Here is a 13,237-nt window from a genome sequence, read left to right as displayed (position 1 = left end):
GATACGGTAAAGTCCCGTTGTTGCCGGATGAGATGCTGACGCGCCATCCGGCATTTTCATCTTCAGAGATAGCGCAAATGCAACAATTTGTGTCAATCTTAGACGATCCCGTACAGTGAAGGTGACAACATGGACGACCTTTTAATCCTTGGCTGCATCATCGTGTTTTTCGCGCTGGTGGTGGTGCCGATCCTGGCGATTGTCGCGTTTAACCGAAGCGCGACCACCCGCGATGAGCTTGCCAGACTGCGCCGCCGGGTGGAAGAACTCGAGCAGCGCGCTGTCGCAGCGCCGACGGTTGCGCAGACAACGCCGACGCCAGCGCAGCCGGTTGAAACGGTCATCCCGACCGAATCTGTGCCCGACGTTGCGTCTGAACCAGCGAGCCCGTGGCGAGCGCAGCGTCCTCAGCGCGCGGCAAACCACGATGGTGTCCCGCCGCGCGACCCGGCCCCTGCAGTGGCAAAGCCGCCTTCCGCCTTTGGCGGCATGATTACTTCGCTGGCGCGCTGGTTTATGCAGGGCAACCCGCTGGCGAAACTCGGTATTCTGCTGCTGTTTCTTGGGCTGTCTTTTCTGCTGCGCTATACGGTTGAGCACGCCCTGTTCCCGCTTGAACTGCGCCTGGTGGCGGCTGCGCTGTTTGCCATTGTCCTGCTCGCCGTCGGCTGGCGGCTGCGGCATAGACAGCCCGTCTATGCGTTGATTTTGCAGGGGGGCGCAACGGGCGCACTCTATCTCACGGTCTTTGGCGCCTTTCGTCTCTGGCAGATGTTGCCGATGACGCTGGCCTTTGGATTACTGGTGGTCATCTGTGCGGCGAGCGTCGGGCTGGCGATATTGCAAAAGGCGCTCAGCCTGGCGATGCTGGCGAGTCTCGGCGGCTATCTCGCTCCGCTGCTGCTGTCTACCGGCAGCGGCAACTATGTCGCGCTGTTCTCCTTCTATTTACTGCTTTCGGTTGGCATTCTCGCGATCAGCATCTGGCAGCACTGGCGCGAACTTAATCTGCTCGGCCTGCTCTTTACCTTTGGCGTCGGCGGACTGTGGGGGCTGAGCGACTATCAGCCAGCGTATTACCTTCCCTGCCAACTTTTCCTGGCGGCGAATATCCTGATTTTTGGCGTGCTGAGCGTGGCGCTGTCGCTGCGGGTGCAGGAGAAAGGCCGACAGATTGTCGACGGCGTGCTGCTGTTTGCACCGCCGTTAATAGGTTTTGGGATGCAGTACGCGATGACCCGTCACTGGGAGTACGGTCCGGCGCTCAGCGCGCTGGGCTATGGCGGAGTCTACTTATGTCTCGCCTGGCTGGCGCTGCGTCGCTATCCGTCGCTGGGACGTCCTCTGGTGCTGGCGGCGCTGGCGTTGGGCGGCGCATTTGCGACGCTGGCTATCCCGTTGGCGCTGTCGGCGCGCTGGACGGCGATGGCCTGGGCGCTGGAAGGCCTGGGTATTTTATGGCTGGGCGTTCAACAGCAGCAACGTCGTATGAGCTACAGCGGCACAGCGCTGCTGGTGCTGGCGCTCGGCAGCGCGTTGTGGGCGTTGACGGATGCAAGCGATGCGCTGAGCCTGATGCTGATTTTCGCGGTGCTCAGCCTGTGCTGGCTGGCAGCAGCGTGGTTATGGCGGCAGATCGCGATACGGGGAAGCTGGGGACTGCTGGCGGGCGGGGTGCTGTTCTGGCTTATCGCGCTGGCCGGCGCTTCGCAATTAATCTTCAACAAAGATGCCTGGGTGGTGTCCGGCGTGCTGGCGCTGATGGCGGTGTCGGTCTGGGGTTGGCGGAGCGTCGGAAAACGCCTGGCGTGGCACGCGCTGGAGGCCAGTAAGTGGCTGCTGTGGCCGGTGATGTTGCTGGCGCTTTTGCTGCAAATTTCCCGCCAGTCACTGTTTGCCGCGGGCTGGCAGAATCTGGCATGGTGTCTGGCGCTGCCTGCCGCGCTGATGTTGCTGCGCCGCGACGAGCGCGCGTTACCGCCGCGAATCTCCCAGGGGCTGCATCTTTCACTCCTGTGGATGTTTTTACTGGCGCTGGCCGCCGAATTGTTCTGGTTTGCCCGCGATTTGCCGTGGGGCATGGCGGCCTGGGGAAGCGGCGTGATGATGGCGACAGGCGGGCTGCTGATTATTTTCATCGGCGCGGCGGTGCGCCGTCGGTTCTGGCCGTTTAAGGTCTGGCCGGCGCTATATGCTGTGCAGGCGATGGTGCCGGTAGCGGTTGCGCTGGCAGGCTTGCTGGCGCTGGCAAACTTACAGGATGGCGTAGTGTACCGCCAGGCATACCTGCCGCTGGTTAACCCACTGGAGGAAGGCGCCGCCTTCGCGTTGCTGGGGCTGGTCGCGTTGTACCGCGCCGCGCGGCGCTATTTTCCTGCGACACTCTCTTTATGCCAGCCCTGGCCCGTGGTCGCGCTGATGGCGCTTGCATTCTGGTGGCTGAACGGTGTCCTGCTTCGTGCGCTCGCCTGGTATGGCGAAGTGGCCTGGGAGCTTGAATCACTATGGCATTCGCGGCTTATTCAGACCTGTTTCGCCCTGTTCTGGATGCTCAGCGCGTTGGTGATGATGCTGCATGCGACCCGTCGGGCCTCGCGGCGGGAATGGCTCTGCGGCGCGGTGCTGCTGGGGCTGGTGATTGTTAAACTGATGCTGGTGGACAGCGCTGGCGGGGGCGGTCTGGCGCGCGCGGTAGCCTTTATCGGCGTGGCGATTCTGGTGCTGATCGTTGGCTATTTCTCACCGTTACCGCCTAAAGCAGGAGAAGAAAAATGAAATGGATTAACGCCGTGGTCTGTACCACGCTGCTAACGCTGGCTGGCCCGGTATTGGGTAACGAGACGCCAGTGGCATCGCCGCAGGACTACGCTTTTGGCGTGACGCTTGGCACATCCACCCCTTCGCAGTGGTACCGAATCGCGCTGCCTCAGGACGTCTATCAGCAAAGCGCCTCACCGGAACTGCAGGATGTGCGCGTATTTAACCAAAGGGGAGAAGCGGTGCCGTTTAGCCTGGTGAAGGCGGCGCGCCAGCAGGCGGCGTCTGAGCCGACGGCGCTGCGGCTGTTCCCGCTGGACTCTTCGCCGGTAACGTCACGCCAGACAACGGAAGACGACACCGATAAAATCCTGCTGCGTTCCAAAAGCGGCGTAGAGATCGTGCTGGAAGGGGAGAAAGCGAAACCCGTCGGTCAGCACTATTTGCTGACGTTGCCGGAAAAGGCGAGCGAAGCGGTTTCGCTGTCCCAACTTCAGCTCGCCTGGGATACACCGCAGACGCCGTGGCAGGGGAAAGCATCGGTCTATTACAGCGTCAATCTCAAGCGTTGGCATTCGCTGCGCGAGGAGATGCCATTGATGGATATCGCCAGCGGCAACGATCGTCTGAAACTCGACAGGATTGACGTCGATATCACGTTATCCCCGCATGCCATTCGTTATCTGTTGCTTGTGCTGGAAGCGCCCCGCGCCACCGTCGCGCTAACGGGCGTTAAGGCTGTCAGCGCCCCCGCGCACGTCGTGGCGGAGCAAATGGCGATGCAGGGCGAGGGACGGCGGTTGTCGGCAACGGAGGCGCAATGGCAGTGGACGCGTCCTCAGCCGCTCAGTTCGCTGGATATCACTCTGAACAGCGATGGCGTTCTTCCCGTCGAGATTGCCTGGCGCAGTACGGCGAAGAGTGACTGGCAGGTGCTGAAAAAAGAGGTGCTCTATCAGCTGGAGGGGAGGGCATCGGCGCCCGTCCCGCTGCCCGGAACCTTGGTGGAGGCGATAAAAATCACCACGCTTAACGCGCGCTTACCGGAAACGCTGCCGCAGGTGACAGGCTACCGCGATCGTTATGATCTGGTGTTCAACGCGCAAGGGAAAGCCCCCTATCTGCTGGCCTGGGGGAATGGCGCAGCGGAACCGGCAAGCGTTGGCGTGGATATGCTTATTCCGGCCGATTTGCGAACAACCTATGATGTGGCGACGCTACCCTCGGCCTCCGTCAACGAAGCGGTCAAACTGGGCGGGGAATCACGGTTAACTGCGACCCCAGCGACGGAACGTGAAAGCCAGGCAAAACAGTTGCTGGTCTGGGGCGTGCTGATTGTCGGCGTCGCGCTGTTGGCGCTGCTGGCCTTTCGTCTCTGGCGTGAAGTAAAAAAAGACGGCGCGGCGTAACGCAATAAAAAAGGCTCGCTATGCGAGCCTTTTTACGTGATTCGTGCCGGTTACAGGCTGGAAACGTTTTCGGTCAGGTATTTCGCCACGCCGTCCGGAGACGCATTCATACCTTCTTTACCTTTTTCCCACTGTGCCGGGCAGACTTCGCCGTGCTCTTCGTGGAACTGCAGCGCGTCAACCATACGCAGCATTTCGTCGATGTTACGGCCCAGCGGCAGGTCGTTAACCACCTGGTGGCGAACAATGCCGTTTGCGTCGATCAGGAAGGAACCCCGCAGCGCAACGCCCGCTTCCGGGTGCTCGATGCCGTAGGCTTTCTGAATTTCACGCTTAACGTCAGCAACCATTGCGTATTTCACCGCACCGATGCCGCCTTTGTCGACAGGGGTGTTACGCCATGCGTTGTGGACGAATTCGGAGTCAAAGGAAACGCCAACCACTTCAACGCCGCGCTTCTGGAATTCTTCATAACGTTTGTCGAACGCGATCAGTTCGGACGGGCAAACGAAGGTGAAATCCATTGGCCAGAAGAACAGAACGGTCGCTTTACCGTTGGTGTGCTGTTTGAAATTGAAGTTTTCAACGATTTCACCGCTACCGAGTACCGCAGCTGCTGTAAAATCCGGAGCCGGACGAGTCACCAGTACCATATTATTCTCCTGCAAAGTTAAGGGTTTTTGGAACGCAACGCGGGCCAGTATAGAGAGTGTTCGCGAATAAGACAAAGAGGTGGCGACAATCGTTCAGCAAGCTTTTGCCTATCATTGATCATGCTGTCAGAGCTGCTTATTTCTCGCCTGCGCCATCATGCGCGGGTAGAACTGCCAGAAACGCGTTTCCAGTGCGTCGTAATGTTCGTCCAGGTCGTACCAGGAGTCGCGCAGCGCATCCAGACGCGGGCGACGACTGGCCATGCCGTTGAGTACGTTCTGAATGAAATTCATCTCGCGATAACGCTCCAGCCAGCGTTCCGACCACAGGTAATTATTGAGATTAACGAAACGCGGCGGCGAGTCTGGCAGAATGATCGACACCTGCTGATGGGCATAGCGCACAAACTCCGGCAACGGCATCTCCGGCGAAAGCCGTTCCCAGTGGCGCGACAAAAAATGATCCCACATCACGTCAAGGGTAATCGGCGCAACACGGCGAGTTTCGGGACGGAACCAGGCTTTGGCTTCCGTTACTTCCGGCAGGTTATCGGTAAGCACGTCGATACGGCGGTGCATAAAAATCCCGTCGACAACCTCTGACGAGTAGATATCGGCAGGGTTGCCGCGCACGAAATCGGCCAGCAAATTGCCGGAAAGGGAGCTGTCCGCGAGGTGCGCGAGATGCAGGTGAGCGAGAAAATTCATGCGTTTTATTTGTCCGGTGGCGGCTAGTTGTTGCAGCAAAAGGGTGTGAGCACTAGACTATGCCGCCTGTTTTTAAGTCACGAGTATACGTCATGCGCGTCGCCGATTTCTCCTTTGAACTACCTGAATCCCTGATTGCTCACTATCCCATGCCTGAGCGCAGCAGCTGTCGCTTGCTGTCACTGGACGGGCCAACGGGCGCGCTGACGCACGGTACTTTCACCGATCTGCTCGACAAGCTCAACCCTGGCGATCTGCTGGTCTTTAACAATACCCGCGTGATCCCGGCGCGCCTGTTTGGCCGTAAAGCCAGCGGCGGCAAGATTGAAGTGCTGGTCGAACGTATGCTTGATGATAAACGTATTCTGGCACATATTCGCGCATCCAAAGCGCCGAAGCCGGGCGCAGAACTGCTGCTGGGCGATGACGAGAGCATTAAAGCAACCATGACCGCGCGCCACGATGCGCTGTTTGAAGTGGCGTTCCATGACGAACGCTCGGTGCTTGATATCCTCAACGCCATTGGCCATATGCCGCTGCCGCCGTATATTGAGCGCCCGGACGAAGAGGCCGACCGCGAGCTGTACCAGACGGTTTACAGCGAAAAGCCTGGCGCGGTCGCGGCGCCAACCGCCGGTTTGCACTTTGACGAACCGCTGTTGGAAAAACTGCGCGCCAAAGGTATTGAGATGGCGTTTGTCACGCTGCATGTCGGCGCGGGGACGTTCCAGCCGGTACGCGTGGACACTATCGAAGATCACATCATGCACTCTGAGTATGCCGAAGTGCCGCAAGAGGTGGTTGATGCGGTGCTGGCGGCGAAAGCGCGCGGCAACCGTGTGGTGGCGGTCGGCACCACCTCGGTGCGTTCTCTTGAAAGCGCGGCGCAGGCGGCGAAAAACGACATCATCAAACCGTTTTTTGGCGATACGCAGATCTTCATCTATCCCGGCTATCAGTACAAAGTCATTGATGCGCTGGTGACCAATTTCCATCTGCCGGAATCTACGCTTATCATGCTGGTCTCCGCGTTTGCCGGTTATCAGCATACAGTGAACGCCTACAAGGCTGCGGTAGAACAAAAATATCGCTTTTTTAGCTACGGGGACGCGATGTTTATCACGTACAATCCGCAGGCTTTGAATGAGCGTGTCGGGGACTAAGGCCGCGGCACTGTAATCACCATCAGACTGTCTCTCTGATGCAGGAGAAATAATGAAGTTCGAACTTGATACCACCGATGGTCGTGCGCGTCGCGGTCGCCTGGTGTTTGATCGTGGCGTAGTGGAAACGCCTGCTTTTATGCCTGTGGGCACCTACGGCACCGTAAAAGGGATGACGCCGGAAGAGGTGGAAGCCACCGGCGCGCAAATTATCCTCGGTAATACTTTCCATCTCTGGCTGCGTCCGGGCCAGGAGATCATGAAACTCCACGGCGATCTGCATGACTTCATGCAGTGGAAAGGCCCGATCCTCACCGACTCCGGGGGATTCCAGGTGTTCAGCCTGGGCGACATTCGGAAGATCACCGAGCAGGGTGTCCATTTCCGTAACCCGATCAACGGCGATCCGATTTTCCTCGATCCGGAAAAATCGATGGAGATTCAGTACGATCTCGGGTCCGATATTGTGATGATCTTTGACGAATGCACGCCGTATCCGGCGGACTGGGACTATGCTAAACGTTCGATGGAGATGTCATTGCGTTGGGCGAAGCGTAGCCGCGACCGTTTCGATAGCCTCGGCAACAAAAATGCGCTTTTTGGCATCATTCAGGGCAGCGTTTACGAAGATTTACGCGATATCTCCGTGAAAGGTCTGGTAGAGATTGGCTTTGATGGCTACGCTGTCGGCGGCTTGGCTGTGGGTGAACCGAAAGAGGACATGCACCGCATTCTGGAGCACGTCTGCCCACAAATTCCGGCAGATAAACCGCGTTACCTGATGGGTGTCGGTAAACCGGAAGATCTGGTTGAAGGCGTACGTCGCGGTATTGACATGTTTGACTGCGTGATGCCAACCCGCAACGCCCGTAACGGTCACCTGTTCGTGACCGACGGCGTGGTGAAAATTCGTAACGCGAAGCATAAAAGCGACACCAGCCCACTCGACGCTGAGTGTGATTGCTATACCTGTCGCAATTATTCACGCGCCTACTTGCATCATCTCGATCGTTGCAACGAAATATTGGGCGCGCGACTCAATACCATTCATAACCTGCGTTACTACCAGCGTTTGATGGCGGGTTTACGCAAGGCTATTGAAGAAGGTAAATTAGAGAGCTTCGTGACCGATTTTTACCAACGTCAGGGTCGACCTGTTCCACCTTTAAACGTTGATTAATTTTAATAATGAGGGAATTTGAATGAGCTTTTTTATTTCTGATGCGGTAGCGGCAACAGGTGCTCCGGCGCAGGGCAGCCCGATGTCTCTGATTCTGATGCTGGTTGTGTTTGGCCTGATCTTCTATTTCATGATCCTGCGCCCACAACAGAAGCGCACCAAAGAGCACAAAAAGCTGATGGATTCTATCGCGAAAGGTGATGAAGTCCTGACGAATGGCGGCCTGGTGGGTCGTGTGACCAAAGTAGCAGAAACTGGCTACATCGCTATCGCGCTGAATGACACCACGGAAGTGGTTATCAAACGTGACTTCGTAGCTGCCGTTCTGCCGAAAGGCACCATGAAGGCGCTGTAATAGTAACTTTCCCGAAGGGAACTGCCGTGTTAAACCGTTATCCTTTGTGGAAGTATGTCATGCTGATCGTCGTCATTGTCGTCGGTCTGCTGTATGCGCTTCCCAACCTGTATGGTGAGGATCCGGCCGTTCAAATCACTGGCGCGCGCGGTGTCGCCGCCAGTGAGCAAACGCTGATCCAGGTCCAGAATACGTTACAAAAAGAAAAAATTACCGCGAAGTCTGTGGCACTGGAAGAGGGCGCTATTCTTGCGCGCTTCGACACCACCGACACTCAACTGCGCGCACGTGAAGCGCTGGTGGGCGTGCTGGGTGATAAATACGTCGTGGCGCTTAACCTTGCTCCGGCTACCCCGCGCTGGCTGGCTGCCATCAAAGCAGAACCGATGAAACTCGGTCTTGACCTGCGTGGCGGCGTTCACTTCCTGATGGAAGTGGATATGGACACCGCGCTGGGTAAATTGCAGGAACAAAATATCGATAGCCTGCGCAGCGATCTGCGTGAAAAAGGCATCCCGTATACTACCGTTCGTAAAGAAGACAACTACGGTCTGAGCATCAATTTCCGTGATGCCAGCGCGCGTGACGACGCGATTGCGTATCTCAGCAAACGCCACCCGGATCTGGTGATCTCCAGCCAGGGAAGCAACGCGCTGCGTGCGGTAATGACCGATGCGCGCTTAAGCGAAGCGCGTGAATACGCGGTTCAGCAGAACATCAATATTTTGCGTAACCGTGTGAATCAGCTGGGCGTCGCCGAGCCGGTGGTGCAACGCCAGGGCGCTGACCGCATTGTGGTTGAACTGCCTGGCATTCAGGACACGGCGCGCGCGAAAGAGATCCTTGGCGCGACCGCGACGCTGGAATTCCGTCTGGTTAACACCAACGTAGACCAGGCTGCGGCAGCGTCCGGACGCGTACCGGGCGACTCCGAAGTGAAGCAGATGCGTGAAGGCCAGCCGGTTGTGCTGTACAAACGCGTCATCCTGACCGGTGACCATATCACCGACTCTACGTCCAGCCAGGACGAGTATAACCAGCCGCAGGTGAACATTTCGCTCGATAGCGCAGGCGGCAACATCATGTCTAACTTCACCAAGGACAATATCGGCAAGCCGATGGCGACCCTGTTTGTGGAGTATAAGGACAGCGGTAAGAAAGACGCCAACGGTCGTGCCGTGCTGGTGAAACAGGAAGAGGTGATTAACATCGCCAACATCCAGTCTCGTCTCGGTAACAGCTTCCGTATTACCGGCATCAACAACCCGAACGAAGCGCGTCAGCTCTCTCTGCTGCTGCGTGCCGGCGCGCTGATTGCGCCGATTCAGATTGTTGAAGAGCGGACCATCGGTCCAACCCTGGGTATGCAGAACATTAAGCAGGGTCTGGAAGCGTGCCTGGCGGGTCTGGCGGTCTCCATTCTGTTCATGATCTTGTTCTATAAGAAGTTTGGTCTGATTGCGACCAGCGCGCTGATCGCAAACCTGGTGCTGATTGTCGGCGTGATGTCGCTGCTGCCGGGGGCCACGCTGAGTATGCCTGGGATTGCGGGGATCGTCTTAACCCTTGCCGTTGCCGTCGATGCGAACGTGCTTATCAACGAACGTATCAAAGAAGAGTTGAGCAACGGGCGTTCGGTGCAGCAGGCGATTAACGAAGGTTATGCGGGGGCGTTCAGCTCTATTTTCGATGCGAACATCACCACGCTGATCAAAGTTATCATTCTGTACGCGGTCGGCACCGGGGCGATTAAAGGGTTCGCGATTACGACCGGTATCGGTGTAGCGACGTCAATGTTTACCGCAATTGTCGGTACACGTGCCATCGTAAACCTGCTGTATGGCGGCAAGCGCGTCAAAAAGCTGTCAATCTGAGGAGTGCGAAGTGGCACAGGAATATACTGTTGAACAATTGAACCATGGCCGTAAAGTCTGGGACTTTATGCGCTGGGACTACTGGGCTTTCGGCATCTCAGGCGCTCTGCTGATTGCGGCCATTGTGATTATGGGCGTACGCGGCTTTAACTGGGGGCTCGATTTTACCGGTGGTACGGTTATCGAAATCACGCTGGAAAAACCTGCGGAGATGGATGTGATGCGCGATGCGCTGGAAAAAGCGGGCTTTGTTGATCCGCTTTTACAGAACTTCGGCAGCAGTCACGACATCATGGTTCGTATGCCGCCGACCGAAGGGGCGAACGGCGGCCAGGTGCTGGGCAGCAAAGTGTTGAGTGTGATTAACGAGTCCACCAACCAGAACGCGGCGGTGAAGCGAATTGAATTCGTCGGACCGAGCGTGGGTGCTGACCTTGCGCAAACCGGCGCGATGGCGCTGTTAGCCGCGCTGATTTCTATCCTCGTTTACGTCGGTTTCCGCTTCGAGTGGCGACTGGCGGCCGGGGTGGTGATCGCGCTGGCGCATGACGTGATCATCACGCTTGGGATCCTGTCGCTGTTCCATATTGAGATCGACCTGACAATCGTGGCGTCGCTGATGTCCGTTATCGGTTACTCACTTAACGACAGCATTGTGGTATCTGACCGTATCCGTGAGAACTTCCGCAAGATTCGTCGCGGTACGCCGTACGAAATCTTTAACGTGTCGTTGACCCAGACGCTACACCGTACGTTGATCACCTCCGGTACCACGTTGATGGTGATTCTGATGCTGTTCCTGTTCGGCGGCCCGGTGCTGGAAGGCTTCTCGCTGACCATGCTGATCGGTGTCTCTATCGGTACCGCGTCTTCCATCTACGTTGCGTCGGCGCTGGCGCTGAAGCTGGGTATGAAACGCGAGCACATGCTGCAGCAGAAAGTCGAAAAAGAAGGGGCGGATCAGCCGTCAATTCTGCCGTAACCTGGTGTTCAGCTCCCTGATGAAATCCCGGTCGTAAGATCGGGATTTTTCTTTTTCCTTTCTGGCTTGTTCCGCAATCATTACTGACAGTATGCTGTCAGGAGCCCTGTTTTATTCTTCTTCTGAACTCAACCACACAGGCAGGAGGAAGGATGAAAAGTAAAAGCATCATTAACTGGTTTGAAATTCCCGTCACCGATATGGCGCGCGCTATCGCGTTTTATGAGCCGGTGCTGGGGCTGTCGCTGCGCCGCGAAAAAATGGACTGTGCCGATCTGGCGGTCTTTCCCTATGACGATCCGGCTACCGGCGGCGCGTTGGCGAAAATCGACGGCGTCTTGCCTTCGCCGCAGGGCGCAATCGTTTATCTGCACACCGACGATCTTGCGGCAACGCTGGATCGCGTCGCCAGCGCCGGTGGTGAATGCGTGTTCGGCCCGATCGATTTGGGCAACGAGATTGGCACCGTGGCGCTGTTTACCGACAGCGAAGGTAACCGTGTCGGATTACATCAACCCGCTTAACGTAAGAGAGTCACTATGACGCGTCGCGCCGACCGTTTGTTTCAGATTGTGCAGATCCTGCGCGGCAGGCGACTGACGACGGCGGCGCTACTTGCCGAGCGGCTGGAGGTGTCAGAACGGACGATCTACCGTGATATCCGCGACCTGTCGCTGTCCGGAGTACCGGTGGAAGGAGAGGCGGGCAGTGGGTATCGCCTGATGGCGGGATTTGATTTGCCGCCGCTGATGTTGACTCACCGGGAATCCGAAGCGCTGATTGCGGCTATTCGTCTGTTGACGACCTGGGGCGGAGATTCCCTGTCGCGCGAACTGGCGTCAGCACAAGAGAAAGTGCTGGCTATCCTGCCGGAAGAAAGCCGCCGTAAAGCCGAGCAGGCGCGGATATTCGCCCCGGACTTTGGGACACAGCCGCATTCTCGCAGCGCATTCGACCTTATTCATCGCGCCATTTCCGGCCAACAGGTGCTGGCGCTGCATTATCGCGACGAGGCCGGACAGCTCTCCTGGCGGGAGGTGCAGCCGCTGGGGATGTATTTCTGGGGCGAATACTGGCTTTTGGTCGCCTGGTGCGAACGGCGGGATGATTATCGCTGCTTTCGGCTCGACAGATGTTTGCAGATCACGATGACGGAGCGGCGCTTTTGCGAGAGTGCAGAGCGCTCGTTGGCGGATTTTTTGCGCAAGGTAAGCGATAAAAAGCCCGCTTGCGGAACAGCGGGCGACGCGCGGAGGCCGGGTCAGGCATAAGTTGCCACCCGGCTATTTGCGCTACTTAGAAGTTGTAACCTACCACCAGGTACCAGCCGAAGCCGTTAGACTTGATCGGTTCCGCCTGCCATACCGGCTCATCGCCATCTTTCCACTGACCACCGTTATGGAAGTAACGGGCGACCACCGAGTAATGCCAGTGATCGTAGTTCAGCGCCAGAATGTGGCTGGACGCGATAGAGTTGCTGGTGCGGTACTGATCGTCGCCCAGATCAGAGCCCCAGTCGAAGTTGGTGAAGCCAATGTAGCTCAGGTTACCGCCCCACAGATCGGTAATCGGCACAAAGTATTTCACTTTGAAACGGTAGCCATCCCATTCGTTTTCATTGGACGCACCGTAGTTCTGCCACTGATATTTCGCATAGACGTTCAGGGACAGGCTCATCGGCAACCCTGTGTCGATGTCGGTACCGAGACCCATATACCAGGTGCTCTGGCGGCCTTCGCTGTTACGACCCATATCGTAGATATAGTTATTCGCGAAATACCACTCTTTGAACGGACCAAAGCTCAGGTCGCTGTTGGTCAGCTTATCGATCGAGAAGCGTGGTTCGATTTCCATAAACAGCGGAGAACCGTGGTTCCAGATCCCGCGGGAGTTGCTGTCGCCGCCGAAGAAGCGAGGCGCATCGACGTAGCCATAGAAATCAAACCAGTCTTTTTTGGCGAAAGCTTCGTATTCCAGATAGGTGTCATTGCGCAGTGTCGGTCCGAAGCGGGTATGGTAGGAACCCACAACGTTGACGCTCTGGTGCCACCAGTCGGAAAGATACTGCGGTTTGTCGTTGTCGGCGGCGTTCACGGTGAAAGACGTAGAAAGCGCGAGCACTGCACCGGCTGCAAGTAATGTTTTTTTCATATTTA

Annotated in this window: 12 protein-coding genes; 9 read left to right on the top strand and 3 right to left on the bottom strand. The window is 57.1% G+C overall.

Going from position 1 to position 13,237, the window contains the following annotated elements; genetic code table 11:
- Positions 1-129: 129 nt before the first annotated feature.
- Positions 130-2,775 carry a DUF2339 domain-containing protein gene (locus APU02_RS02000; RefSeq protein WP_060569067.1) on the top strand — a complete coding sequence of 882 codons (2,646 nt, stop codon included), beginning with the start codon at positions 130-132 and terminating at the stop codon, positions 2,773-2,775.
- Positions 2,772-4,166, top strand: coding sequence for a DUF3999 family protein (locus APU02_RS01995; RefSeq protein ID WP_060569066.1), 1,395 nt, complete (start codon positions 2,772-2,774; stop codon positions 4,164-4,166). The genes APU02_RS02000 and APU02_RS01995 overlap by 4 nt, the downstream gene beginning before the upstream one ends.
- Before the next feature lie 50 nt (positions 4,167-4,216).
- On the opposite strand, the gene APU02_RS01990 is transcribed toward APU02_RS01995, so the two are convergent.
- On the bottom strand, positions 4,217-4,819 hold the full coding sequence (locus APU02_RS01990; RefSeq protein WP_042285985.1) for a peroxiredoxin: 603 nt from the start codon (positions 4,817-4,819) through the stop codon (positions 4,217-4,219).
- Positions 4,820-4,945: 126 nt separating this feature from the next.
- Positions 4,946-5,527: an ACP phosphodiesterase gene (acpH, locus tag APU02_RS01985; protein WP_042285982.1), complete on the bottom strand. Its 582-nt coding sequence runs from the start codon at positions 5,525-5,527 to the stop codon at positions 4,946-4,948.
- A gap of 92 nt (positions 5,528-5,619) precedes the next feature.
- Between acpH and queA the strand changes: the two genes are divergently transcribed.
- From queA to APU02_RS01950, 7 genes are all read left to right on the top strand, one after another.
- Positions 5,620-6,690: a tRNA preQ1(34) S-adenosylmethionine ribosyltransferase-isomerase QueA gene (gene queA / locus APU02_RS01980; protein ID WP_060569065.1), complete on the top strand. Its 1,071-nt coding sequence runs from the start codon at positions 5,620-5,622 to the stop codon at positions 6,688-6,690.
- A gap of 52 nt (positions 6,691-6,742) precedes the next feature.
- A complete protein-coding gene (tgt, locus tag APU02_RS01975; RefSeq protein WP_042285978.1) occupies positions 6,743-7,870 on the top strand; it encodes a tRNA guanosine(34) transglycosylase Tgt in 1,128 nt (375 codons plus the stop codon).
- Between the two features lie 22 nt (positions 7,871-7,892).
- Positions 7,893-8,225, top strand: a complete 333-nt coding sequence (gene yajC / locus APU02_RS01970) for a preprotein translocase subunit YajC (RefSeq protein WP_012904809.1) — start codon at positions 7,893-7,895, stop codon at positions 8,223-8,225.
- Between the two features lie 26 nt (positions 8,226-8,251).
- Positions 8,252-10,099: a protein translocase subunit SecD gene (gene secD, locus APU02_RS01965; RefSeq protein WP_072197058.1), complete on the top strand. Its 1,848-nt coding sequence runs from the start codon at positions 8,252-8,254 to the stop codon at positions 10,097-10,099.
- Positions 10,100-10,109: 10 nt separating this feature from the next.
- Positions 10,110-11,081, top strand: a complete 972-nt coding sequence (gene secF, locus APU02_RS01960; RefSeq protein ID WP_042285973.1) for a protein translocase subunit SecF — start codon at positions 10,110-10,112, stop codon at positions 11,079-11,081.
- Between the two features lie 152 nt (positions 11,082-11,233).
- Positions 11,234-11,605 carry a VOC family protein gene (locus APU02_RS01955; RefSeq protein WP_042285972.1) on the top strand — a complete coding sequence of 124 codons (372 nt, stop codon included), beginning with the start codon at positions 11,234-11,236 and terminating at the stop codon, positions 11,603-11,605.
- Between the two features lie 15 nt (positions 11,606-11,620).
- Positions 11,621-12,352 (top strand): YafY family protein, encoded by a 732-nt coding sequence (locus APU02_RS01950; protein WP_042285971.1) that lies wholly within the window; start codon positions 11,621-11,623, stop codon positions 12,350-12,352.
- 25 nt (positions 12,353-12,377) lie between these two features.
- On the opposite strand, the gene APU02_RS01945 is transcribed toward APU02_RS01950, so the two are convergent.
- Entirely contained in the window at positions 12,378-13,232 is an 855-nt protein-coding gene (locus APU02_RS01945) for a nucleoside-specific channel-forming protein Tsx (RefSeq protein ID WP_042285970.1), read from the bottom strand.
- Positions 13,233-13,237 lie beyond the last annotated feature (5 nt).

Source organism: Citrobacter sp. 50677481 (assembly GCF_001463265.1).
GTDB lineage: Bacteria > Pseudomonadota > Gammaproteobacteria > Enterobacterales > Enterobacteriaceae > Citrobacter_A > Citrobacter_A sedlakii.
The sequence above is the reverse complement of the archived record's forward strand: the minus strand, read 5'-3'. Positions and strand labels throughout refer to the sequence as shown.